The organism is Caballeronia sordidicola, from assembly GCF_002220365.1.
GTDB lineage: Bacteria > Pseudomonadota > Gammaproteobacteria > Burkholderiales > Burkholderiaceae > Caballeronia > Caballeronia sordidicola_C.
Genome location: NZ_MTHB01000158.1, coordinates 12,095 through 37,956, shown reverse-complemented (window position 1 = coordinate 37,956; position 25,862 = coordinate 12,095). Strand labels below are relative to the sequence as shown.

Below are 25,862 nucleotides of genomic sequence, written 5' to 3'. Positions count from 1 at the left end.
TGGGGATCAGCGAAATACTGCGCGCTGATATAGGCCATGGCATCCATCACTTTCTGCTGGTTGCTGCCGGAGTACTTGTTGAACATGTTGGAATCCAACATGATGGCGTAGCTGAGATTCGGGTACTTTCGAATCATGGGCTGAGCGACCAACCAACGCGTATTGGACTGGTCCGTCTGCCCCTGCCAATCCACCATCACCCCGTCTACACCGCGACTTGTCAGGTCAGAGAAGAATGCGTTGATGTAATTGGGGTCGCTGTTACTGTAGCCCACGTTGATGCCACTGTCATTTCCGCCGTCGAACCACGGCAAATAGTGAACCAGCACCTTGGTCGTGTTGCCCGGATAAAGCAGGGTGTGAACGTTGACCTTGGATACGTTGGTCGAGCCAGGCAGGGTTCCATTGGGCAAGCCCGCGAAGCCATAGCTTGCCGAGGTGTTGGGGGGCAACAGCACGGATTGGGCTGTTTGTGCTTGCGCGAAGCCAGTGGAAGAAAGCAGCGAAACACTCGCGAGCAAGGTGGATAGCACGCGGGATCTTAAGTTCTTAAACACAATAATCATCCTGATAGGTTTGAAGATGGCAAAGCCCTGGACGGCCGCCTGCACGAAACAGCGGTCACGGTGGTAGAGCTAAACGAGGGATAGAAATCGAAGTAATCGTTGCGTCATGAGCAGTGGCTACGGACCGCGCTAAGACCGCCTTCGCGTCAGAAGCCAGGTCTTGGTCAGCTGGACGAGCAGGAGCGTGTATTCGTCGTGGCCCTTGCTGCCGGTTTTTAAGCGGTTGAGTCGAACGTTGAACATGGCAATCCTCCTAGTTGCTACGCTGAAACGTGACCGGACGGCACAGGCTCGTGATCACGGTGAGGTGTCTCGCCGAGGCGTGACACGAGATGAATCAACTTCTTGCTGGAAGCGAAAACTCGTAGTGGCAGTGCTGCATCAATAACTTTCATACAAATAATTAGGATCACGAATTAAAGGAAAAAATCTCCAGCGCCGGGCGTGATCGGAAGTCCAATCAACGAAGCTCGTAGGCGGTGGGAATCCAACCGGTAAAGTCTGCTCTGCGACTGCCTGGATACTTTTTGCGCGCGTGCAAATCCGCACGCGTCTCGACAGCGCGTGTCTCAACCTCAAGGACATGGCGGGGACTTGACGCCAGCTATCCGAGCCGCAGACCCTCAAAGCGAGATGATCGTCTTCGAGGACGTCGGGTATCGAAGCAATGTGCTGAATGGCGAGTTTTCACTTGCCGGTACTAAACACCAATCGCCGGACTTGCTATAAATTCCGAGCGCGCAGCAGCACACAGGCAAGGGCCGGAGCCCAGCCGTTTGCGCCCAAACTTGCCGGGCTACATGCGACAGCAATACCCGGCGTACGCACGCTTCGCGGCGCGCTATCCCAGTTGACATTGCCCGTTGACGGCCTGGTGGGGCGGCGAACAATCAGCGCCGACCAGATGCTGTGTGCTAAACCGGTGCCTTTCGAACTGCTTCGATAAAAATATGTACTGCGAATAACATTGATCACATCAATTAATTTGTACTGCTATCTATAATGGTTACAAATCGCTACAATTTTCTGCATGCACAACGCATACGCAAATATGCAAGACGTTAGGGGATCAAGGCGGCATGCCTACGCATGCGATCCATGACAACGCCAAGCCCGCTGGAGTCAAACGTGAATGCACCGCGCCGCGTTGATGGCTCGCTCGCGGCTCCGCGTGATTGCACCGTTATTGCACCGTTCGTGCACGTTACGCAGGCTCACCGCTGCCCAGACCGTAGCGCGATAGACGATTTGACTGCGTCCGCCTAAGCGCTCGCTCTTGAGCGAAACCACCACTTTCCGTCTCACTTGGCGTGAAGGGCTAACTAGCTCATCGACGCGCAATTGCAGATATTGCTAAGTGCATCGTATTAATAATATAAAAAGGCTTGTGACTTTTACCTTGCGCCGAGCAAATCTCCTCCCGCCAATCTTGCCGACTTGACAAAAAGGGAGACGCGCGATAGGTATTTGTTACTAGCCCTTTCATGAGCACCGATTATATTCGCAAAAAACGTTTCAATCGTGAAACAAAAAACAAAGACGGCAAAAAAAGCGATAGCTCCCTTCATACAATCGTGAGAAACCGACTTTTCCCCGTTACGGGCGAAAAACAGCGAGACTGTTCCTGATTGAAGCCTCTAAAGCGAATGGATATGTGATGCCTGACAATTCCGTAAGCGTTGTTCAGTAAGACTGACCGTTTGTACTTGTCCTATGAATAGGATGCCGAACAATTGGCGAAAAACGTTACGAACGGTGGTGCAGTTTTCTATGTCCGATTCATGTGAATCATTCGTTAGCCTTCCGTAACAAATAGCCGGACGGGATTGGTGCGCAATTAGCGCGAAATTGGTGCGGAACTAGTGCGGAACTAGTGCGGAACTAGTGCGGAATTGATGCGGGTTTGTCCGGGTTGCTGTATCCGGACTTCACGTGTTGACCAAGTGGTTCGGGCAGCCCTCGACGAATGGTTTCGAGCTTCGCCCGGTTGCCTGCTGAGATGACTTGGGAATCGAAAAGCGCAACGAGCGGACCGCGCTTATTCGCCTATCTGCGTTGAAACAGCCGCACCGTCGCATTCAGCGGACGGTATGGGGATTTCTGCGTTTTCCAATGCTCGATGCGCACGTCAGCATGAGCAGTGGCTAGGTATCCGGAAAGCACCATCCCGGACGGAAACGTCACTTTGGCCGAACGGTAGTATTGGATCATGTCGGAATACAAATTATTGGTACAACGAAGCAAATCTTAGCTTTACGGGGAGCCGTTGCATTCCTCGTCCGCTAAAGTGCGCGCGCTCGGCGTATTGCGCACGACGAACACATCGCCTTTTTGCTTCCGACAAGCCGAGACTTAGGTCAATTCCAAGTCGAAGGGAAACGTAAGTCGAGCCGTGCACAACAGGAATCAGCTGTCTGCGGCGATTAGCAGGACGCGCTATCCGAGCCGTTAGCGTCGTACCTTATCAATCTCACCTTACCTAACCTTACTTTACCCGGGCGTCTAGCCGAACGTGAATCGTAGATCGTGACGTAGCTTTGATGCTTTGCCGTCCAGCCGATCCAATGGCAAAACGTTTTTATATCCCGCCGGAAATTTTAGATGCGTGTACGTTCCGACCCAAGAGAGCGTTCTTCATTCTCTGGCTTGGAGAGAAATTGTCTGCCAGCAATGGCGAATTAGCACAATGCATGGCATTCAGATGGGAAGAGCCGACTGGCAAACGGCATACAGGAAGAGCATACGTTTTAGTTAGCAATTTAATATCTATTGATATGGAAAGCACAGCCGCAACACAGGTCAAAGATCAATCGCTTTCACATAGCGTTTTTACTAGCGAAACGCCGATACCGAATCCGTTAGTATTAGTGGATTTCAAGCTGCAATCCCGTCGCAACAGGACTTAAGCGTCCAATCCATCCGTTCATGGCCATGGGAATCAGCCGGCCATAAGGATGACTGATAGCCAACATCGACGAGGGATTTGAGGCGCCAGTGGCGCTCGATGCTGCCACCGAGAGGGCAAGCGCTGTGTGCAGGTAGACCATTGCTATGTGCAGCGCAACATGGCGCCCTTGCTCGCGCCAGGACCGGTCGACTAAACGTGCATCACGCTTCGCTGAGAGACCGAATCCAGCGTTTGCGAGTGAAAGATCATTAGAACGTTTTGACACGAATACAAGACGCGTAAACGCTAAATCTGTTCATTGGCGTACGTATATGGACAAACAAAATCCACGATCTTTTTAAAACTGCAAGCCGCCATGTGACCGAATGAAATGTTGTCGTAATTTTACTCGGCTTTGTCTGTAAATGGAGAGTGGCGCGCATTTACTATCAACTTGTGGACATCAGCGCATGGCAGAGGGAAATGCCATCTTGCTGCGGATGCGATCAAAATTGTGTTTCTTCTGTGCGCTTCGGGACGCAAGAAACCGGCACGCAAGATAACAATATGAGTTAGCGAGTATTGGAGTGGACAGCCTCGGCCCGCCGGACGGGGGCAGGGTATTTTCTAACAGTCGAATCACCTGGTCGTTACTGACTCACGGCACGATGCGCCGAGTTCGTGAGCTCGTTTGCCTGTTGATAGGATATAAGAACATGAACTTTAAATACCCGGTCTATTCCCCGTACCTCAACGGCCGCGAAAAGGCACTAGTACTAGATTGTCTGGAATCAACCTGGATCTCATCAAAGGGTAAATACGTAGGGCAGTTTGAAGATACCTTTGCATCGTGGCTAGGTGTTCAACGCGCACTGACCGTCAGCAATGGCACGGTTGCGCTGCACGTCGCGCTGGCTGCGCTGGGCATCGGCCCGGGCGATGAAGTGCTGGTCCCGACGCTCACCTATATCGCATCCGCGAACGCAGTCAAATATACGGGCGCGGAGGTAGTCTTCGTTGATAGCGAACGCGACTATTGGCAGCTCGACATTGAAGACGCCGAGCGCAAGATTACGAGCAAGACCAAGGCGATCATGGTCGTACATCTGTACGGACAGGCGACTGACATGGACGCCGTGATGGCACTGGCGAAAAAGCATTCGCTGTACGTTATCGAAGATTGTGCGGAAGCACTCGGCACGCGCTACCGCGGCCGCCCGGTGGGGACCATCGGCGATGTCGGCTGCTTCAGTTTTTTCGGCAACAAGACGATCACGACCGGTGAAGGCGGCATGGTGGTGAGCAACAACCACGAGATTGCCGACAAGGTCATGCATTTGAAGGGGCAGGGGGTGTGCCGCGAACGGGAATACTGGCACGACGCTATTGGCTTCAACTACCGGATGACCAACCTCTGTGCGGCGATTGGTTGCGCGCAGATGGAGTCTATCGACGACCTGATCGCCAAGAAACTGCAAATTGCGCAATGGTACAGGGAGGGTCTGGCCGGCGTGCCGGTGCACATGCACCAGACAAATCCGGATACGTTCCACAGTTTCTGGATGGTCTCCATCCTTGTCGAGGAAGCCAGCGAACGCGATGCACTTCGCGCAGAGCTGGGGCTTGCCAGTATTGAAACGCGTCCGCTCTTCTATCCTGTTCACCAGATGGAGATGTATTCGTCACCGGGAAGCAGCTTTCCGGTTGCGGATGACCTCTCGCGGCGGGGCATCAATCTGCCAAGTTACCCTGCGTTGTCGCGAGACGACGTCGCCTATATCTGCGGACACATCCGCGACTACTTCGCGGAACAAAAGACGGTGTTGGAGCCGCAAATGGAGTCGAAGCTCTGACGAAGGGTTAAGGATCTTCGCCATCGGCGTCCACGCTTCGTTGGGGTGGACGCCGATGTTCCGCTTTCCGCAGTCTGGCGTCTCCCTTTCGATGTACGCCTGGCGCGCTCGCAAAAGGCAACCCTCTCCGAAGCAAGACCGTGGGCGAAGCTCCGCCATGAGCGCTTCCCCTCGTCAGCGCTCCTCATCTCGCTCGACCGCCCTACGTCAATGATGCTGCTGGACCTCGGTAGTGCGCTGCGCTGCATCAAGTGAGATAGCGCGCACATTGCTGTCGCCGGACGTGATATCCGCCTCTGTTTTCAGCGCGTACAAACTCGGCCGGAGCAGGTCGTTCCAGCGTCTCGTGAAAACCGGCAGGCTGAAATTGCGTTCGCAGTACGCCGCAAACCGGCTCGCCGCCGTCAGCACTTCATCCAGGTCTCCATGCGGATCGGCCAAGAACCGCTCTAGTCGCAGATCAGTCATGGCCAGCGCTTTATCGGTGAAATTCAGCCCCTCATAGGCGGCCTCATTACCGACCGGTACACAACCGAACGAGATTGCCTCAAGCACTTTCGACTTGATGCCACCACGCAGGAAGGTGGGACAAAGGGCGATCGAGTTCGGCGTGTAGACGTCGGCGAGCGTGGGTGCGAAGCCGGCGAACGTCACGTTGGGCACGCTCTCGTATTGGCAGGTCATGCCCCCATAGATGACGAGCGGGACGCGCAACTCGAGCCGCTTCCAGGACGCCACGAGATAGCGGATCGCAAGCCGGTTCTGCAATTGACTGTCCGCGCCGATGAACACGAAGCGAACTGGGTTGGAGGGCCGGCCCACTGCCTTGACCGAGTCGATCGGTGGTGCAATGACATGCACCCGCTTCTTGAGCGGGTCGGGCAGCATCCACATCAACGCATCGGCATCGGTTGCCGAGACCAGCGTCACCGCGTCGGAGCAGGTTGCCGTCAGTCGCTCATGGCCTTTCAACGCATATTCTTCGTACCTCAGCAGCAGGCTGCGAATGATCCGCGAATTGATCAATGCGATAGCCGGCTTAGGGATCGATTTCGCCAGGTAGCCAGCGGACAATGGAAAATCCGCAGCCCGCAGAATGCCGGCGCGTCGCGACATCAGATCGTCGAGGTCGCTGACGATCCGGCTCTCGGGAAAACGCCGGCGCACGAACGCAACATAGTCGACCATTCGAATGCCATCGAAATACACGACATCCGGTCTGAAGTTCTCGATCGCATCGACAATTTGCTTTTTTCCGTCGCCGCCGGCAAAGATGGCGACCTGTAGCGCACACGGTTTTCCCGAGAGCACGCCCCCGATGACTCTAAGGCCGGCGCGCAACTTCGATACGAGCGTGCCGGTTTCGAACACCGAGCGGATCTTCAGCTCGCGCAGTTCCGCGTCGGCGCCGATCGCATCGCGAATAAAGCGCAATGTGCGCTCTCGCCCATTCGACGTCGTCCTGGGAATGTCCCGGGTCAGGACCATCAGTACGCGTTTTTTCATGCAACCTCCGTATGGGAAATAGTTCGGTATTTCGTATTCACGCGCCGGTCGTCGCAAGCTCGGATTCGAGGCGCAATCATGCGGACGAGATGGGGCGGTGTATCCGTACGTAGGGATGTTTTCCCTATTACATCTGATAAATACTCCGAAATAATGTCGTCTGACTAATGCGGACTTCATTTGTCCCGGTAATGATCGTTCCCGACGCCTTCAAATATCCTGATCGGCTTCCATCGAACGGACGCCAACCCCGGCTTGCTCGTGCCTTGCCGCAGCCAGCAACAAGGTTTCGAACTGCTGCAACTGCCGTGACGGCAGGAAGTAGTCACGCCGTGCGTGACATTTGCTCGCCATGTCGCGATAAAACGCCGGATCGTCCATGAATCGCCGGATAAGCGCTCCGAGCGCGGCAACGTCTCCGCGGGGTACCGTCAGCTCCGAAAGAGCGCCGAATACTTCGGGCAGGCCACCGGAGGCGAATGCTATTGATGGCTTGAAAAATTCCCATGATTCAAAAGCCACCATCCCGAACGGCTCGTCCCACATTGACGTGACGACGACGAGATCAACCACCGAGTAAAAATCGTGTGGTTTGACGAAGCCATATCGAACGACTTTCAAGTCAGGGTAGGTTGCAATCAGTTCATCCAAAATGCCTTCGTTGTCCCGGCCAGCGACGTGCACTTCAAGATCTTCCTTATGCGCAGCGGCAACGCCGGCGAAGAATTCGCGGATGCCCTTCGTCGCATCGACGCGGCCGATAAAGCCGACCCGAAAGGGACGATGTGGATCGACCGGCACTGAGGGCGTCGCGCTTATCGGCTGCCGTGCGTTGTGGATGACGATGTGCTGCGCGCGCTTGAAAAAATCCTGCTGACGGTGCCGCTCCAGGACGAAGTTGCTCACCCCGACCACGCGCCCCACCAGCCGCGAGAGTTGGGCCTTGGGAAGCGAAACCTTGCGGCATCCGTTGCATGGCTCCTTGCAAGCGTGGCCATGGCGAAACATCGTCGAGGTCGGGCATACCAGCCAGTAGTCATGCAAGACGTGCACGACAGGAATGCGTAAGCACCACGCAGCGAGCCACACGGCCGGCCCCATTCCCTTCAGGTTGTTGGTGCACAGGACGTCTATGTTGAGGCTCTTCAGGTGGCGCAGCGCATAAAAAAATACGAATGGGTTGAGCGTATCTACCGCACCGAACAATGCTTTCTTCAGCGCGCTGCGCGCTTGATGCGAGAACTGGTTGTAGACGTTTGCGTTCGGCATGCTGTGGACGGCGAGGCCGTCGACCACCTGCGTGTCGGCCGCGAACGAGTCAGACAACGTCAATATGGAAACGTCATGTCCTCGATTGCGAAGCTGGACGGCGAGGTCGTAGACGATCAACTCAGTGCCGCCGACGAGTTTCGGAGGAAATCGGTTGTTGCAGAAGCAGACTTTCATGCCGGCACCCTCACACGCTGACGTTGTCCGAAGACGAAGGCCCAGAACAGGACGATGGACACTGCAATGGCGACCGATGGTGAAAACATCATGTATGCCCGGGGCATCAGGAATGGCGCCGCAGCGATCGAAACAATGGTCACGACCTGCTTCACCGTCACCAACCGGTAACGCCGTGCAGCAATGAGCCACGTAGTGAGCCCCGCATCCACGAACGTGGCAATCGAGCATCCCGTACCGAAGATCATCACTGGAACGCCGGCTGCGAACGCCTGTCCATAGATCAGGAAAAACACGCGTGACCCGATAAACAGGCTTGCGACAAACGCTACCGCTGCGATCACGGCGAGATAGACGCTCAGCTTGATCGCCTTGGCGCGCAATTGCACCTCGCTCCGGGCCACGAAGACCATCGTTGGCGCAAGCGCAAGTGCGAGCGTTGTCCCAACGGAGTTCCATTGCTCGACTAGCGAGGCCGCAGCAGCATAAATGCCGAGGTCCGTTTTCGACATCAACGTGCCCAGAAGCAGCCGGTCCATCCGCAACACGAGCACGCTGGCGGCAATCGCGGGCCAGATCTTGATTCCACGCACGAGCAGCGTGCGTGTGACTGTTTCAGAGCCATGCAAGGTGCGCGGCCTATTGAAGGCGAGGGCCCGGTAGCGGCTGAACGGCGCTGCGGCGGCCACGCAAGCTTCAAGCGGCCATGCGAAGGAGGCCACCACCGCGCCAACTGAGGCATGCGCGGCGGCGAGCAGCCAAAGCACACGAGCGCCGCTTGCATAGGCCTTCGCCCGGGTGATGACCCACGGCTTGGTTTCGGCATAGGCCATCAGTGCACCGAGGGAGATGGGCTCAACCAGCATCACCAATCCTGCTATCAGCGTCAGGGCAGCGCTCGAGGACTGCATCATCAGGGCGACGACCGCCATGAACAAAAACGTCACGCCGAGCGTCGAACCGAGTCGCAAACGAAAGGTTCGATAAAACACGATGTGCCGCAGCCGTGGATGCTTGCCGAAGATCGGCGCCACAGCCTGGGCGCTGAAAATCAACGCAGCACTACTGACGACATACGCAAGCGATAGCGCAAACTGTAGCTCGCCGAAAAAGTGGGCACCGTATATGTTGGCGAACAGATGATTACTCGCGACCGCCGCCAGCGCTCCGATCACTTTTTCACACACGACCCCGGAGAGCGACGAGAACAGCAGAGTCCTGAACGACTTCATGTCAGCACCAGTTGCTTCATCTTCTGCGCCGTTGCCCGCGAATCGACGAAGATCCACCACAGCAACGTGAGGGCGATATAGAACAGCGCTCGAACACCAAAGAAAGACCAGTATTCGCCTTGCTGAATCCCGAAGCTGGCATACGTCAGTACCTTGACGATCAGCCACAGCATGACTACCCCGCCGCGCATGGCGAGCGCGATCTGCAATGCGCAAAGCGCACCGTAAAGCGTGCCCGTGAACGCGACAAACAGTGCGCCACCGACGAGGCCGAACCAGAACACAGGGACAGCCATTTGTCCCATCGTGAAGCTGATGTTGTCCTTGATGTACCACTTCATGAGCTGCGGTACGCCGTAAGCCAGCATCACTTCGCGCAAGCCACTGACGCTGGAGTCGTCATCGAAGCTGGGCGCGTTCGCCGTGGCGAGCGAGCGCACGAAACGTGTGAATGCCGGTCGCCCGCCCGCGGGCGGCGGGGTGAAGAGGCCTGCGTCGTAGTCAACCACGTACCAGACTTGCCCCTGCAGCAGCGAACGTGACGTCAGGGTTTCGTTCGCGTCCAGTCCCTGCCCCTGGTAGGCGAAAAGGACCGAGCCGCCACCCACCACCAGCGCGACGACCGCCCCCACGACCACGTAGCGCAGCACCGGCTTGCCGTTCAGCACGAGTATCGCGACGATCGGCGTCAAGACTGTCAGACCGAAATGCAGCACGGACATGAATTGCTCGCCGTGCAGGACATCGAGGGCAGCAGTCGCAATAATCAGCAGGATCGCGAACCATTTGACCGTGCGGTTCTTGCTGGTGGCAAGCGCGCCGAGAAGGAGCGCGAGAAACATCTGGTTATTCAGGAACAGGTTGAACAGCACACTGTCGGAGTCGGTGCTTTGATTGCGCAGGGCATAGCGATTCACGCCTTTGAGCAGCGCGAACCCTTCGGTCGCACCTGCTGCAACGCCAGCCCCGATGATCGCAAGCGCAAGCGCGAACCCGAGCGTCACGCTTTTCTTTTCAAGCGTGATCAGCGCGACGGGTACGTGCCCCGAGCGCTCGCCCACGTAGCGTCTGAAACCAATCATCGCGAAGCCGATGAAAATGACATAGAAAATCAGCAAGCGGCTGAAGGCACCGTTCGGTTCGCCCTGAACGCCTGTTTCAGTCATCAGGCCGCCCGATTCGATGCCCACACCGGCCACGAATGCCGTCAACGCGAGCACCATCATGTAAAGCAGCGACACTGAAAAGAGCGGCCGCTTGACGACCAGATAAACGACAAACAGCGAGGCCAGCACGAGGGTACATGGCGCGCTAATGTCGCCGTAGCCGAGATAGGGCAGCGCGGTATTGAGTAACAAAGCGACCGCGCCAAACGTCAGCACGATCAGATGAGCTGCGGATACCGTGGTTCCGTTGGCCTGGAGTATTCGCATGGGATTTCTGCGCCTCGATCTCGAAATGTGCCGCTATCGGGCGTCTCAGGCCCGCAGCGCCTGAAGCAGGGAGCGATGCAATCCAGCGCACACTACGTGTGGCAAATACTGCAACGCATTGGTCTTGCCTCGCTCCCTCAGTTCGTCCATCAGAGAGGGGTTGTCGGCGAGACTGCTGATCGCCTTCGCCCACCCGTCGGGGTTCGTCGGATCCGAGACCGAGAGGTACGAGTCGCCCATGGATCCCTTATAAACCGGGATGTCCGACGCTATAACCGGAGTACCCGCCATCTGTGCCTCGATCACCGTGCGGCCGAAGCCTTCATGCAGCGTTGCCGAAATGTAGATGTCCGCGGCCTGATAGAAGTATCCAAGGTCCTCCTCGCTCACCGACTCCGCAAAGTGAACACGGATTCCTGAAGCACTGGCGAGCGTCTTGCATTCCATGCGATTCGCAGTGTTGAAGGCTTTGCCTACCCGAACGAGAATCAGATCCTTGCGTGCCAGTTTGGCCAGCGCCTGGAACACGGTGAGGTTGTTCTTGCGGGTCTCGTCGGAGCCGACATTGAGCAGCATCAGCGCGTCGCCGATCTGCAAGCCGAGGCGTTGTTCCAGGATTGCCCGCGCCTGAGCGCGTGTCTCGCGCGGCGACCCCGCATCGAGCGGCGAATACTTGTCTTCGAAGGGGCAGGGCACGATCTGGATGAGCTCTGGCTTCACCGCTGCGACTTCGAGCAGGTCCTTGGCCGCCGCGTCGCATTCCACGAGCACGAGATCTGCCTTCGGGGCCAGCGGAAGGAACATCTGGACATAAAATCCCTTGACCTTCTCCACTATGCCGCGCGCCTGTCCGGGCACTTGAACGTGATGGAACATCAGGCAGACCCGGCCACCAGCGAGGTGGATGATCGGAATCATGAAACTCAGGTCTTCCTGGTAAAGAATGATGAGGTCGCATGACCGGGCTACGTGGATCGCGTGCAGCGGGTACATCACGAACTGATGCCAGTAACGCTTGAACGTGCGAGGTTGTGCATCGATGTCGACTGTTTCGACATTGAAGTTTGTGTATTTCTTCAGTGCTCCGGCCAATGCCAGGCTATGCTGACCGACCCCTGTCAAGCTGCTTGGCCGCGGCCCCATGAACCACACGATGCGCGGGTTGTCGCGCGTGTTCGGGACGGCTCTTTCTTGCGAGACCGGTTTGTCCAGATCGTCTGCTTCGCGTCCGGACAGCATGGAGAAAAATTTCATGAATATTCCTGGCTGAGACAATGCACCCGCGCTGCGGGGCGGAAACGGAAACGGGCCTGCAGCGGACGAAACGTTCGTCTAGTCGGCGCTCATGTATTTGTAGGCGTTCGAGTAATACCCGTAGCGCAGGGGTGACGGTGCGAAGCCGTTGAACACCAGGCCATCAACGGAGGTGCCGACCTTCGCGAGACGCTCCACCGCTTCGCTGACTTCCGCATAACTCACCGCACCCTGGCGCGCCACGAAAACCGTCATGTCCGCATACTTGGACAGCGCTGCCGCATCGGGTACGGGAAGGACCGGAGGAGAGTCGATGATGACAACGTCGTACTCTTGCCGCAGCGACTCGATCAATGGTTCGAGCTGCTCGGCGCCGAACAACCGGGACGTCTTTTGCGTCCTCTTGCCGGCGGGCATCGCGTGAAGATTGTCATACGGCTTGGCAATGACATCGCCCGCCTCGGAGGTTCCTTGCAGTACGCCTGACAAGCCCCTCTGCTGGCTGACAGACAAATAGCGGTGGACGGTGGATCGCCGCATGTCAGCGTCCAGCAACATCGTCTTCAGCCCTTTTTCCGCGAGCAGGTAGGCAAGGTTGGCGGAGATCAGGGACTTGCCCTGGTTCGGCACGGCGGAGGTGACGAGGACAACCTTGCCGCCATCCTTCTTGGCCAGCGAGAATTGCAACGCGAGGGCAAAGCTCTCCATTGCCTCGACGAGCGGCGTTTCCGATTCCTCTCTACTGATCAGATAGGCACTGTTCAATTTTCTTTCGGCTTTTTTCTGTATCGCCGAGATCGGGAGGATGCCGAGCGTTTCGATGCCGACCAATGCTTCAAGACGCTTCGGGTCGCGAATCCGGCCTGACGCGAGGGCCATGGCCTGTGAAGCGGCAAACCCGAGGATCAACCCGAGGATGCCCCCGATCGCGGCTATGAGAATCGGCTTCGGGCGCACCGGCTTCTCCGGTGCCACGGCGATATCGACCAGGGACGCGTTGCCTACGGTCCCGGCCGTGGCGATTTGCAATTGCTGCGCGTTGTTCTCAAGGCCTATGTAGAGCTGGTTGTTGACCTCTACATCGCGTGAGAGCCGCAAGTATTCCTGCTGCACCGACGGCAACAGCGCAATCCGGCTGGCAATCTGGCGCGCCTGCAGGTCGAGCTGCTTGAATTTTTCAGCGGCGGCATCGCGCTGGGGTTGCCCTGGCTGGTACTTCGAGATCAGGTCCTGGTAACTCAGCTGGGCGTCGAACTTCGCTTTCTCGACCATTTCGGACTGCTCAAGCAACACCTTGATCTCGCCCGCGACATCGATACTGCCTTCGCGGTTGCGGAACGCATTAAGCGCGTCTTCCGCGGTTTTCAACCGGGCGCGAACGATCGGAAGTTGTGCGTCGAGGAAGCCCAGGCTGCGAGCCGACTCCTGCGAGCGGCGCTGAACGTTACTCGCGAGGTAGGCGTCCGCGATCGCGTTGATCAGCCGCGCGGCAAAGACAGGGTTGGGGTCGTTGTATTCGAGATCGATGATCCCCGACTCCCGCTTGGTCTCGGCAACGTTGAGCTTCTTGATGATTTGCTCAACACGATCCTGCGTTCCGTACCTGACGAGACGAAACTCCGTGCCCGGATGCGCGACCACGCTCTTCACCAGGACGCGGTAGCCGTCCGAAGCGGCAAGGACGCCAACTGTCCCGCTCAGCACCGTGATACCGTCGCGGTTCTTCAACTTCCACTGGTTGCCAGCGGAATAGTCGAGTTCAAGCCGCTTGCCCATTTGATCAGAAGGAACGTCGAATACGCCGAACTCGAGGCTCTCGCCGCCCCACGCCCAGACCGGCGTTTCGAACGGTGGAGCAACGAGGCCATTGGCTTCCTTGGGCAGGACGGTGGAGAGCAAATGGCCGATCAGCGGGACCGTGTTCTTGACGGACACCGTCGTCTGGGCGTTAATCGCTTCGACCGCCTGCGTGACCACGGTTCGCGAATGCACAATGTCGATCTCGCCCAGAATCGGAGAACCATCGACATCGAGCGCTTTGGTGACCGTCGACAGCGAGCCCAACGCGCTGCTCTTTTTGTCTTCGACCTGGATCAGCGCATTTGCCGAGTACTCGGGGGTCGCGACCACCGCGTAGATGCACGCGAGCAGCAGGCAGGACAGGAAGACCCCGAAGAAGATGGTTCGATGAGCGAGGACGTTTTCCGCCAGGTCCTGCGGCGTCAGCCCCGAAGGATCACGAGCAATAGCGGGCATTCTTTCGTGTCCGGTACTGTTGGCCATGCGTAAACTCCAAAATTACAAAACACCTTGCTGGCGCGGTTGCGACCTGCATGAAGTATTTCACGCGACATTTAAAGCCCGCGCACGGATGCTCGTGGAGCATGAAGTCAGCTGTTCAAAGCTGTGTGGCCCCGGCATACCAACGTTCTCGAATAACTCATAGAATGCAGGCGTCGCTTTGATCCATGGGCCATCATGAGTATCCTCAAACGAATAGTGCTCGCGGTTCTCGTCATTCTCAGTGCGCTAGCCCGCAATGCACCATGCGAAGAGCTGATTCAGACACTTGCCCCAGCCAATACATCGGCAAGCGGCTCGTTCGAAGGATCGGCGAACGGCAATCTCGACGGATCAACCTCCGTCTCCAATGTCAACATCCACACGCTGCTTTACCCAGGACACACTACCAAGGTTCTCGCTCATTACCTGCCTTGGTGGGGGGCGCAGCCGAGGTCGTCCGGCGTTCCCGTGCGGTATCGCTCCGACGATCCCCGACAGGCGCTGCGGACCTTCGAGGACATGCGGGCGCGCGGTGTCGATGGCGTTATCGTCGACTGGTACGGCCAGAACGACCCCGCTCACATTGATGCCGCGTGGCGCTCGTCGATGCCCGAGCTCGCGAAAATTCCGGGTTTCACGTTCTCCATCATGGTGGACAGCGGAACCTTTACTTCCCGTGCATGCAAGGCCTGTGACGTTACTCAGACAATTGTTTCTCAACTCGACTATATAGCCCGGGAATATTTTGCATCCCGACAATACCTACGCTTTAACGGCCATCCGGTGGTCTTCGAATTCGGCATGGATTGGGTCGGAAAGGTCGACTGGGCGCGCATCCAGGCTGCCCATCCCGAGATTTCCTGGGTCCACATCCACAAGGAGGGATTCGACCGGAATGACAGCGCAGGCGCCTTCGTGTGGATCGCTCCCGCCCTTGCGAAAAATAAAGCCAGCGTTCCTGACCTGTCCCAATTAAGGGAGTTCTATCGATATGGGCTGACCGAGCCCACGAAGATCGCGACAGGCGGCGCCTTCAAGGGATTCGACGATTCGCTTGCCGACTGGGGCAAGGCCAACCCTCACTTCATGCCTCAATCGTGTGGCGCTACCTGGCTGCAAACCTTCGACCTCATCAACCAGAATTTCAGCGCCGCACGCCAGCTTCCTTTCCTGCAATTGATCACCTGGAACGACTACGAGGAAGGCACCGCCCTGGAAAGCGGAATCGACAACTGCGTCACGCTGCAAACGCATCTTTCGGGCCGCACGCTTGCCGTCACACTGTCACATGCCGATACCGTCGATCACCTCGAACTCTATGAAAAGACGGCCGGCGGCTTTCGACTGACGAATCGATACGCCCCGGAAACGCCCGTTATCCCGTTTCCGGCTGGCACCTCTGGAACGTTTTACCTGAAGGCGGTCGGCAAACCTTTCTTCAAGGACGTCGTTTCGTCGGAAATCGTTGTGGACGGGGCCGGTTGATGCGCCGGCTCGGCCAGCTCGTTTTGCTCGAACCAGGGCATCAGTTCGCTCAATAACGCAATCCGCGTGCCGAGTGCGAGGGGCAGCTCAACATTCTCCTCACCGGCCGGCGTGAACAGAAAGCGATGTCCCACTCCGGCACGCGCGGCCGCTTCCAGGTCCGAATGCTTGTCGCCGACCATGAGGGACGACGGCATGTCCAGATCAAGGTCGTCACGGGCCTGAATCAGCATCCCTGGCTGCGGCTTCCTGCAGTCGCACGCGAGCCGGTACTGTCCGAGTCCAAACTCAGGGTGATGCGGACAGAAGTAGACCCTATCTATCCGCGCATCCCTTTGTTCGAACTCGGCTAGCATCCATTGCGTGAAGGTCTGGAATTGGTCGAGCGAAAAATAACCTCGGCCGATGCCTGCCTGGTTGGTGATCAGCACGACCGCATAGCCCGCGCGGTTCGCCCCTCGCACGATGTCAAAGATGGTATCCATGAACACGCATGTGCTCGGCTCATGCACATATCCAGAATCGACGTTGACCACGCCGTCCCGGTCGAGGAACAGGGCTTTACGTTTCATTCGCCGACTGTTCGAGCATGAGCGGCACCACGTGTTGCGCCCGCGCATAGTCAGAAGGAATTCCAATGTCGATGAACTCCTCGATCTCCGGAAAGACGCGGATATCGAGAGACGCGACCTGGGGGCGCAGGAAGTCGGCTTCAAACGAAAAGCGCTCGGGCAGATCGAAGCCAAGCAAGCGGGTTGCATCGATGGCGTATATGCCGGCATTGATGAAGCCAGGCTGCTGTTCCGGCCGCTTCTCTTCGAACGCGATCAGGCGCCGCGAGTTCGCATCGAAGTTGAGCGTTCCGTAACGCGACGCGTCCGGCACGCTCGTCGCGGCGATTGCAAGGTCAGTGCCCGTGGCATCGAAAAATTCAATGAAGCCGCGTAGTGACAAGTCCGTGATGGTGTCGCCGTTCAGCACGATCATTCGCGCCGCGCCGCAGGTCTTCAGTGCGTGCACGATTGCGCCGCCGGTGCCGAGCGGCTCTTCTTCCGCGATGACCGTCACTGAGAGTCCGAGGGACTGTTGAGACAACCATTCCACGATTTCACCGCGACCATGACCAAGCGACAGGACGACTTCTGTGACGCCCTGACGCTCGAGCCAGCGCAGGATCCAAACGAGAAACGGTTGGCCATTGATGGAAGCGAGTGCCTTGGGCTGCGTTTCCCCGAGAACCGATCTCAAGCGCGTGCCGAGACCGCCCGCGAGGATGAGGCATGGAAGCATCTTGCTCATGATGCGAAGATGTTCTCTTCCACAATGCCGCAGACGATATGACCGCAGACGAGGTGCCCTTCCTGGATCTTGGGCGTCGCCGCCGAAGGGATCTCGATGCACAGGTCGGTACGCGCGCGCATCTCCGAGGCGCCCGGCCCGTTGCCGGTGAACCCGACCGTGAACAAGCCCCGCTCCTTGGCTACTTCGAGCGCGCGGAGGATGTTCGGCGAGCGTCCGGACGTCGAGTACGCCCAGAAGACATCACCGGGCTGGCCGACGGCTTCGATCTGCCGCGCAAACAATTTTTCGTAGCCGTAGTCGTTGCCGATAGCCGTCATCACGGAGGTATCGACCGTCAGCGCGAATGCCGCCAATCCCGGACGATCAAAATTGAACCGGCTGACAAACTCGCCAGCGATATGCTGCGCGTCCGCTGCGCTGCCGCCGTTCCCCGCGAGCAGGATCTTGTGGCCGGCGCGCAGTGCGCTCGTGACCTGCCGGGCGAGCGCCTCGACTTGCTCAATAACGTGACGATCGCTTGCGAGCGCGCTTAGGACCGCGATCGTCTTGTCGATTTCGTTGTTGACGGTAATGCTCACGAGACTCTCCAGGATTGAGCGCCGATGTCGGTAAAGGTGCAGGACATGACTTGACCGTTGCGGCCTGAAAGCGCACGCATGACGGCGGAACGGTAGACCGGATCAACAAAGAACATCATGAAGCCGCCGCCGCCCGCGCCGGACACCTTGCCGGCTTTGGCGCCCGCGTTGGTGGCGACCCGCCAGAGTTCGTCAATCGAAGGGTTCGAGATGTTTTTCGCCATGCGCTTCTTCGATTCCCACGAGTCCCGCATCGAGTCGGCAAAGCCGGTAAAGTCGGCGCGCAGGATGGCCTCTTTCATCCGTGTCGCTTCAGACTTCACTTCGTGTAGTGCAGCAAGCGCGTCCGTCATGTTCTCCGTGACGTTATTGCTTTGCTCTTTGATGATGTTGGCCGATTCGCGTGATACGCCGGTATAGAACAGGACCAGCGACGCTTCCAGCTCGGCTTTCGTTTCCTGCTTGATCCGCAGCGGGTTCACGATCACCTTGTTGCCATAAAATTCCATGAAGTTCAGGCCGCCGAAGGTCGCCGCGTACTGGTCTTGCTTGCCGCCCGCGAGGTCGAGGTCGACGCGCTCGATGTCATACGCCAGTTGCGCGACATCGTATTCACCAAGCGGCAGTGAAAGCAGTTCGCAAAATGCTCGCACGAGGGCAACCACGACAGTCGACGACGAACCCAACCCGGATCCCGGAGGCGCTTCGGAATGCGTGGTGATCGTCAAGGCTAGCGGATGACCGCCGTTGAATTCCTTGACGATGCGGTTGTACACGCCGACGTGCAAACCCAGGCCTTTCAGCGGCGGAAGGTGCGGGGATATTTCCCCGATCCAGCGAACTTCCGTATCGGCCGCGACCAATTCAATCTTCGCGTCATCGCGCGACGCGATCGACGCATAGGCAAACTTATCGATGGTTACGTTCAGCGCAAGTCCGCCGTAACGATCCGAGTAGGGCGCTACGTCGGTCCCGCCCCCGGCTAATCCAAGTCGCAAGGGAGCGCGCGCGCGGGCTATAAAACGTGTCATGGGGTGTCCCCTTTCGGCAATGGAACGTCAATACAGGATCACGACAACTAGTTGTTCAAATCTTGGCTGTTGAGCCCGACATGATTCATGCGCTCAAACTGTGTGCGTACCCCAGTTGAAAGCCCACATCGAGGAAACTGCCGGTCACTCATTCGCGTCACTATTTCGGTCTACATGAATCGAAATATCTAGAAAATTAGTAAGTAAAACGAAATAACATTGTTCGTGCTTGTCGCTTCCAACCTGGGTGTACTACGCCTCTGCAAACATCTGCTGTATCGACGTTTCCATGCTAACGGCTATCGGTTCCGGATTTATTTCAATCGCGACAAAGTCTTATTAGTACGTGTCTTTGGCGCGATATCACTAGCATTCACTTTCATTAGGCAAAGAGGCGTTTCACCGGTGTAACGAAATGGATCCGCTTCATGACCGGCTGCTTATATCAAACATTTTTTGCCACACCCATGCTTCTCCACCAAGCACTGTTTCTACGCCCGAACGTTTTCCGCATTGGCGATCTCATGAGTAAATCACCAAGCAGCGCGCGCAGACGAATTTTTAGACAGCTACCACCTCTTATAGCCGAGTGAATAAATTTGTTCTGCGCGCTACCGTACGAAGCGATCAATCGAAGTCACGCCGGGATATCTGACTTCCACTTAAGGGAAGGGCGGACTAAATTGCTGCCTTCGCGATAGCGCTCCATCGGCACACGGTGAAGACATCATGTCCAGCGGGTGCGCTCTATGCCCTTAGTCATCACCGTTGCGCGGTTGCGTTATTAGTGAGTGAACTGGAGCGTATCCAAGCTGTGCCGACACATCGCGCGCCAGCGTCGCTGATGCGTCAGGCGTTGCAGCTGAGCGGGTCACACACGCTGTTCTAGAGGATGAGATTTGGTATTGTGGTGGGCCGCGCGGGCAACATGATCCCGAGGTTCAGCAACAGATTGCGAAGGGCGGCCGATGACCCATTGAATCGCTGCCGCGGTAGATGCAACGCCGCGTGCCGACTGTCTATGAACTGCGTGCGACCTGCCCGCCCGGTGCCCGAATATCAGACGACTATGCCGCCGACGTTGCACAGCATCTCACCGCTGCGCTCGGCTATCAGAAGGTGACTACATTGCAGATGCTGAACGATGTCTCCGCGTTGACGAATGCCGGCTCTCTGCTCTCAGAGCATGACGAGATCGTGGCATCTTACGATCTCGAAGTGACTGCGAGCCATGCCATGGGTTATCGCGCGCTGGGGCTTTCAAATGGCATTTGCAATGCCGCTTTGGCTGAATTCAATCCGGACTACGCAGTGGAGTCACGCGTACATGTGATTAATGGCATGGGTGTGACACTTGGCGATTCTGTGATCGGCCTCACCGCTCTTACTGCCATCAAAACGCGATTTCCGCATCTTTCCTTCGCTATTTATCGTCCGGCTCAGACGCCTCGCTATGTAAAGCGTCTTTACGAGCTGGCTGCGCCGCTATTGGGTTCGGTCATCGATTTACCCGTGAATCTCGACGCAATTCCTTACAAAGAATTACGCATCGACCTGGGCAATCATTTATTCTGGCCGAAGTTTTCCTCACTGCCGATGATCGATTTTTTTCTCGACGCAATGGGGATATGGCCAGACGAAGTCCCCGCTACAGACAAACGCAATCACTGGCTGCAGAAATTGGCGCTGCCACGGCCTCAAGCGCCAGAGGGTGGCTATGTATTGCTGTGCCCGAGCGCAAGTACGCCCGTGCGCAGCATCCCTGAGTCTTTTCGTAGCGAATTCGTCGAAGCCTTGTCGCAGCGCTACAGGCTCCCCGTAGTGGGTTTTGGCGTTATCGATCATATGCTTTACACTGATGTCACCGTGAGAGCGCCGGACACGGCAGATTTCCTCGCATGGATCAAGCACGCTGCTTATCTGGTAACACCAGATACTGCCGCCGTTCATATAGCTGCCGGCTTTGATATCCCGACAACTGCGTTTTTTTCTACCATCGCGCCAGATTTGCGGGTGCGCGACTATCCGCGCTGCAAGCCTGTTTCCCTGCTCGTTCCTGAATTGAAAGGTATTCACGCCAGTACCCGGGCATCAGACGTGGACAGGGTCGAACGCGCTTATCGAGCGCTAAAGATAGACGGCGATTTTTCTGGATTTGCTTAATAATCGTACCGAATTCTTAATGGATTAATCGGAATAAATTACTTGAGAGTGTAAGAATTATTTCTGATAACAGTCGCTGAAAATCTACTGCTTTGTCATATTCGGGCAAACCATTAGGGTGGTATGCTTCCTGCAATAATCTTCATACGCATGTGCCAAGCTGGTTTGTGCGCCGCTTTGGAACCTGTTTTGCACCAGCTAGCGGATTTGATGCAGATCACATGCACCATCTTGTCGTTTTCAGCAAACGTTTGCGAATACCCTGAATTTCTTGATTCATCCGTTTTGCGGGCAGAAAACGCTAGCTACGCTTGGTTCAACATTCGCAGCGCAGTCCGGCTGCATGGAGCAACGCAATGTTTTTCGACGAACTTAGTAATGAAGAATGGGCCCTAGTTGCCGCCCTGGTGACCGAAGGCGAAGTCCGTGAACACCGGCGCGGCCGTCCGCGTGCGCACCCGCGCACGATCGTGAATGCCGTCCTGTGGATTCTCGCTACAGGCGAAACCTGGTCGAAGCTGCCCAGTCACTACCCGACCGTGCCCACCTGCCGCCGTCGTTTCAACGACTGGCAAATGAACGGCACGCTGATCGAAATGGTGACGCGGCTCGCATCGCGCGGCCGGTCCTTCGCCATCGTGCCGTCCACGCCGACCGAAGCGCCGCCGCGCCAGACTCAGGCCACTTACGAATGCGATCGCCTGCGCGGCGTGTTCTGGCAGAACCCGGAGTCGTGGGGCGGTTCTGAGGGAAACAGTGCAAATACGGTAGACGCGTTGTTCACGGTCGTCCCGCGCCGGATCGCTGAAGCACACGACGTTGCGCGCGCCAATGCGCCAACGCCGTTGTCGGCAGGCAGGGCGGCCATGGTCAGCACGGCTTCGCGTTCGCTGCAGCACGAGCCCTTGGGCGCACGGCACCATTGCGTCGATCCCTTGCCCATGGCATTCGAGCCCGACTGCACCCCTGTGCATGACGGCCACGGTTACGCCATCTACGCCATCGCGCGCCCGGTCGCGGGCAGCATGTTCCGCGGCTGGGCCGAAATCGTGAAGGACGGGCGTCGGGTGGAGCGTTCTGGCCTGATCGGTCCGCGCTACGAGAACTCGCAGGAAGCGGCGGAGTACGCGCTCGAATGGTCCCGCAGATGGATCGCGGCGCAATCCACGCGCGTGACTCATCCTGTGCAAACCGAAATCGAAACCACTGCCGAAGCGCCCCATCGTGCGGCGCCTGTCGCTAATGCGACTAGCCACGCCCACACCGATCCGAAGCATGAACGCACTGCAGCGCCGGAGCGCGTTGAAATCCACCGCTATGCGGACGTGCAGGGCTAACGCTGGATAGTGCACTGGGCCACGTCTGTTCCGGTTTGTATGGTTTGGCTCAAAATGATTTGGCTCGACATGCCGAGGCGGCGCGGGTGAATCACGCGCCGCCTCGGCATTTTTATTGCCGGCCGTACTTGTCGTCGAAACGGACGATATCGTCTTCGCCCAGATACGTGCCCGACTGCACCTCGATCATTTCAAGCGGCATCTTGCCTGGGTTCTCAAGCCGGTGCTGGACGCCGATCGGGATGTAGGTGGATTCGTTTTCCGCAAGAATAAACGTCTCGGTGCCACGCGTGACAAGCGCTGTTCCGCGCACCACGACCCAGTGTTCGGCGCGGTGATGATGCATTTGCAATGACAGCCGCGCACCCGGTTTCACCACGATCCGCTTGACCTGGAAGCGCTCGCCGTTATCGATGGAATCGTAATGACCCCACGGCCGATGCACCTTGCGGTGATCCGCCGCCTCCTTGCCTTGCTCAGCCTTGATGCGCCCGACGATCGCCTTCACGTCCTGCACGCACTCCTTGTCCGCAACGAGAATGGCATCCGCCGTTTCCACGATCACCAGGTTATGCGTTCCCACGCACGCGATCAGCCGGCCTTCGGAATGCGCATACGTGGATGACGACCCCTGAAACATCACGCGGCCACGCGAGACGTTGTCTTCGCCGTCCTTCGGCAGGATCTTCCAGATCGCATCCCAGGAGCCCACGTCGGACCACCCTGCGTTCAGCGGTACGACGGCGCCCGAGCAGACGCTCTGGTCGCTGGCCAACTGCTCCATGACGGCATAGTCGATAGAGTCTGACGGCGAGGCCGCGAACGCCTCTTTGTCGAGCCGGAAGAACTCGCCGTCGTGCGTGCCGGCATCGCTGGCGGCGCGGCAGGCGGCGTAGATGGCAGGCTGGAAGTGCTCGATGGCCTTCAGCCATACCGAAGCGCGCACAATGAAAATTCCCGCGTTCCACCAGTATTCGCCGGAGCTGACGTACTGTCGCGCGAGTTCGAGATGCGGTTTCTCCACGAACTTCTCGAGTTGCCATGCACCCGAGCTAAGCATCTGCTGGCCGACCTTGATGTACCCGTAGCCTGTTTCCGCATGCGTTGGAACAATACACATGGTGACGATCGCACCGTCCTGCGCGCACTTGGCGCCCGCGCCGATTGCCTTGTGAAATGCTTCGGTATCCGTAACAACATGATCTGCGGGCATGACCACGAGGATAGCGTCCTCGCCGGTCGCCATTGCGTGCATGGCAGCAACAGTCAGCGCGGGCGCTGTATTGCGTGCAAGCGGCTCAAGGACGAGATGCGCGTGCCTGCCACTGGCGCGTAACTGGTCGGCGGTCGTAAAGCGATGATCTTCGCCGCACACGATGATTGCGTCGTCGATACGCGCAGTGCCGTAGGTCAAGCCGTCCAGACGCTGTGCGGTGGATTGCAGCAGTGACTGGTCACCGATCAAACCAATCAACTGCTTGGGGAAGTGCTCGCGCGACATGGGCCACAGGCGTGTGCCCGCGCCGCCGGCCAGGATGACCGGCTGGATCCTGAGCTTCGTTTCAGTTGCGGCAGGGGTGAGTGGATTGTTGTTGAGTGTCGTGTCGAGAGCGGTCATGACGAGGGAGCTCCTTGAGCTTGATCGGGTATTACAATTTTTAGCACGTACTAAATAGCTGATAAATCAAAAAACCGAAAAATAATCACTCGGCATACTGAAATCGGTAATTTTGATAATTAAGCGTAACGAGAATGAGCGACTGAATTTTTTTCTTACCTTTGGGGAATTTTTTCTCGAAAATTAATCGCCTGGAATTCGGCTGGAATCCTTTATCTATAAGGCTGGTAGCGATCAGTAACAATCTGAAAAAAATTCAGCAATGCATCGCCTGTAGACTACTTCTGCACCTTTCAAGCTGCTTCGTGACAAAAATAAATATGCGAAAAAACGCGAATTAACCCGCGCATTATTTTGCGGTTGCAGCATGAATTTAATTCCAGCCTCATACGGGTATGTACCAAGGCGACGGGCGCTCTCGTTTCTCCGCCTTTGCTTCCTTTGAGAAGTGAACGAGTGAAGCTGAAGCGAGGCCCAAGCAGACCGTGTCTTCCCACCCGAGGTGTCCTACATGTTGAGCGTGCTTTCGAGAATGATCGACATTGCGATGGTAGCGCTGGGCGCGCTGCTTGCCGCGTCGCTGCACGCGGGAAATGCCGTCTGGCTCGACGACATGCAAAGCACGCTGCTCGCGTTCAACTGCGTGCTGGTGATCATGACGTTCCCGTCGTTCGGCATATATAAGTCGTGGCGCGGCAAGCCCGTGTATGACCTCCTGTGGCGTGTGACGCTGGCGTGGATGATGGTTGAAGGGGCCGGCGTGCTGTTGACCTTCAGCGTGCATCGGGCAGACTTGTTGTCGCGCTTATGGCTGCTGTATTGGGGTGTTGCCGCAGCGGCCCTGCTGATGCTCTCGAAGGCCGTTGTGCATGCCACGCTCAAGTTGATCCGGCGTGAAGGTTTTAACCAGAAGGCAGTCGCCATCGTGGGTGCGGCGCCTTACGGGGAGTTCCTGATCGAGCAGATGCGCAACCGTCCCGAGGCAGGTTTCAGCCCGGTCTATGTATTCGATGAAACCTTCCCGGAGCTCACGCTGGCCGGCGTGCCGGTAAGCCGCGATCTGGACGACCTCACGCAACTGGTGCGTGGCCGTGCCATTCGCGAATTGTGGCTGGCGCTGCCGATCTCGCAGGAGCGGACTATCCACAAGCTCGTCACGGAGTTCCGCGACGACTTTGTGAATATCCGCTTCATCCCGGACGTACGCAGCCTGTCGTTCTTCAACCACGCGGTGGTCGATCTGCTCGGTGTGCCGGCCATCAACCTGGCCGCTTCGCCGATCACGGACCTCAAGGTGCTGCCGAAGCGGGTGTTCGACCGTTTGTTCGCCGCAGGTGTGCTGCTGTGTCTCGCGCCGCTGCTGATCGTGCTGGCGGTGGCCGTGAAGATGTCGTCGCCGGGACCGGTGTTCTTCAAGCAAAAGCGCAAGGGTATAGACGGGTACGAGTTCGAGATCTACAAGTTCCGTTCGATGAAAGTGCACAAGGAGACGGCCGGCCACGTCACGCAGGCGAAGAAGGGCGACAAGCGCGTGACACGCGTGGGTGCGTTCCTGCGCAGAACCAGCCTGGACGAGTTGCCGCAGTTCATCAACGTGCTGAGGGGCGAGATGTCGGTGGTCGGTCCGCGTCCGCATGCCCTCGAACACGACGACATCTACAAGGATCTCGTGAAGGGCTACATGTACCGGTATCGCATCAAACCCGGCATCACCGGCTGGGCGCAAGTGAATGGTTTTCGCGGCGAGACCGACCGTATCGAAAAGATGATGGGGCGCGTGAAACTCGACCTGTACTACATGCAGCACTGGACCTTTGGCCTCGACATGAAGATCGTTGCAATGACTTTGTGGAAGGGTTTCGCCGGTTCCAACGCTTACTAAGAAGAT

General features: G+C 57.3%; 16 protein-coding genes and 1 pseudogene. 5 read left to right on the top strand and 12 right to left on the bottom strand.

Annotated features, from left to right (window positions below; genetic code table 11):
- Nucleotides 1-611 (bottom strand): annotated as a pseudogene (locus tag BSU04_RS22980) (hypothetical protein); the annotation flags it as partial.
- A gap of 3,429 nt (nt 612-4,040) precedes the next feature.
- Here BSU04_RS22980 and BSU04_RS22975 point away from each other — a divergent pair.
- Nucleotides 4,041-5,306, top strand: coding sequence for a DegT/DnrJ/EryC1/StrS family aminotransferase (locus BSU04_RS22975; protein ID WP_306427214.1), 1,266 nt, complete (start codon nt 4,041-4,043; stop codon nt 5,304-5,306).
- Between the two features lie 207 nt (nt 5,307-5,513).
- Here BSU04_RS22975 and BSU04_RS22970 read toward each other — a convergent pair whose 3' ends face one another.
- From BSU04_RS22970 to BSU04_RS22945, 6 genes are all read right to left on the bottom strand, one after another.
- Complete coding sequence (locus BSU04_RS22970) at nt 5,514-6,812, bottom strand: glycosyltransferase (RefSeq protein ID WP_179258405.1); 1,299 nt, start codon at nt 6,810-6,812, stop codon at nt 5,514-5,516.
- Nucleotides 6,813-7,022: 210 nt separating this feature from the next.
- Complete coding sequence (locus BSU04_RS22965; protein ID WP_179258404.1) at nt 7,023-8,258, bottom strand: glycosyltransferase; 1,236 nt, start codon at nt 8,256-8,258, stop codon at nt 7,023-7,025.
- Nucleotides 8,255-9,490 carry a lipopolysaccharide biosynthesis protein gene (locus BSU04_RS46545; protein ID WP_179258403.1) on the bottom strand — a complete coding sequence of 412 codons (1,236 nt, stop codon included), beginning with the start codon at nt 9,488-9,490 and terminating at the stop codon, nt 8,255-8,257. Before BSU04_RS46545 ends, BSU04_RS22965 begins: the two co-directional genes overlap by 4 nt.
- A complete protein-coding gene (locus BSU04_RS22955) occupies nt 9,487-10,923 on the bottom strand; it encodes a DUF6418 domain-containing protein (RefSeq protein ID WP_089162726.1) in 1,437 nt (478 codons plus the stop codon). Before BSU04_RS22955 ends, BSU04_RS46545 begins: the two co-directional genes overlap by 4 nt.
- Before the next feature lie 45 nt (nt 10,924-10,968).
- Nucleotides 10,969-12,177, bottom strand: a complete 1,209-nt coding sequence (locus tag BSU04_RS22950; protein WP_089162725.1) for a glycosyltransferase — start codon at nt 12,175-12,177, stop codon at nt 10,969-10,971.
- A 78-nt stretch (nt 12,178-12,255) separates the two neighbouring features.
- On the bottom strand, nt 12,256-14,460 hold the full coding sequence (locus BSU04_RS22945) for a polysaccharide biosynthesis tyrosine autokinase (RefSeq protein WP_089162724.1): 2,205 nt from the start codon (nt 14,458-14,460) through the stop codon (nt 12,256-12,258).
- 195 nt (nt 14,461-14,655) lie between these two features.
- Here BSU04_RS22945 and BSU04_RS22940 point away from each other — a divergent pair, with 195 nt between their 5' ends.
- On the top strand, nt 14,656-15,945 hold the full coding sequence (locus BSU04_RS22940) for a hypothetical protein (protein ID WP_089162723.1): 1,290 nt from the start codon (nt 14,656-14,658) through the stop codon (nt 15,943-15,945).
- Here BSU04_RS22940 and gmhB read toward each other — a convergent pair.
- The 4 genes from gmhB to BSU04_RS22920 form a co-directional block, all read right to left on the bottom strand.
- Complete coding sequence (gmhB, locus tag BSU04_RS22935; RefSeq protein WP_089162722.1) at nt 15,870-16,517, bottom strand: D-glycero-beta-D-manno-heptose 1,7-bisphosphate 7-phosphatase; 648 nt, start codon at nt 16,515-16,517, stop codon at nt 15,870-15,872. The genes BSU04_RS22940 and gmhB overlap by 76 nt on opposite strands.
- Nucleotides 16,507-17,244, bottom strand: a complete 738-nt coding sequence (locus BSU04_RS22930) for a nucleotidyltransferase family protein (protein ID WP_179258402.1) — start codon at nt 17,242-17,244, stop codon at nt 16,507-16,509. Before BSU04_RS22930 ends, gmhB begins: the two co-directional genes overlap by 11 nt.
- Nucleotides 17,241-17,750, bottom strand: a complete 510-nt coding sequence (locus BSU04_RS22925; protein WP_373452854.1) for a D-sedoheptulose 7-phosphate isomerase — start codon at nt 17,748-17,750, stop codon at nt 17,241-17,243. The genes BSU04_RS22930 and BSU04_RS22925 overlap by 4 nt, the downstream gene beginning before the upstream one ends.
- Before the next feature lie 71 nt (nt 17,751-17,821).
- The gene (locus BSU04_RS22920; RefSeq protein WP_089162720.1) at nt 17,822-18,856 is read right to left on the bottom strand and encodes a GHMP family kinase ATP-binding protein; all 1,035 of its coding nucleotides are present in this window, start codon (nt 18,854-18,856) and stop codon (nt 17,822-17,824) included.
- Nucleotides 18,857-19,852: 996 nt separating this feature from the next.
- Between BSU04_RS22920 and BSU04_RS22915 the strand changes: the two genes are divergently transcribed.
- Both BSU04_RS22915 and BSU04_RS22910 read left to right on the top strand, forming a co-directional pair.
- Nucleotides 19,853-21,019, top strand: a complete 1,167-nt coding sequence (locus tag BSU04_RS22915; RefSeq protein ID WP_256983230.1) for a glycosyltransferase family 9 protein — start codon at nt 19,853-19,855, stop codon at nt 21,017-21,019.
- Between the two features lie 356 nt (nt 21,020-21,375).
- Nucleotides 21,376-22,356: a transposase gene (locus tag BSU04_RS22910; RefSeq protein ID WP_256983229.1), complete on the top strand. Its 981-nt coding sequence runs from the start codon at nt 21,376-21,378 to the stop codon at nt 22,354-22,356.
- A 112-nt stretch (nt 22,357-22,468) separates the two neighbouring features.
- Here BSU04_RS22910 and BSU04_RS22905 read toward each other — a convergent pair whose 3' ends face one another.
- Complete coding sequence (locus tag BSU04_RS22905; protein WP_089162719.1) at nt 22,469-23,974, bottom strand: mannose-1-phosphate guanylyltransferase/mannose-6-phosphate isomerase; 1,506 nt, start codon at nt 23,972-23,974, stop codon at nt 22,469-22,471.
- A 511-nt stretch (nt 23,975-24,485) separates the two neighbouring features.
- Between BSU04_RS22905 and BSU04_RS22900 the strand changes: the two genes are divergently transcribed.
- Nucleotides 24,486-25,856 carry an undecaprenyl-phosphate glucose phosphotransferase gene (locus BSU04_RS22900; protein WP_089162718.1) on the top strand — a complete coding sequence of 457 codons (1,371 nt, stop codon included), beginning with the start codon at nt 24,486-24,488 and terminating at the stop codon, nt 25,854-25,856.
- Nucleotides 25,857-25,862 lie beyond the last annotated feature (6 nt).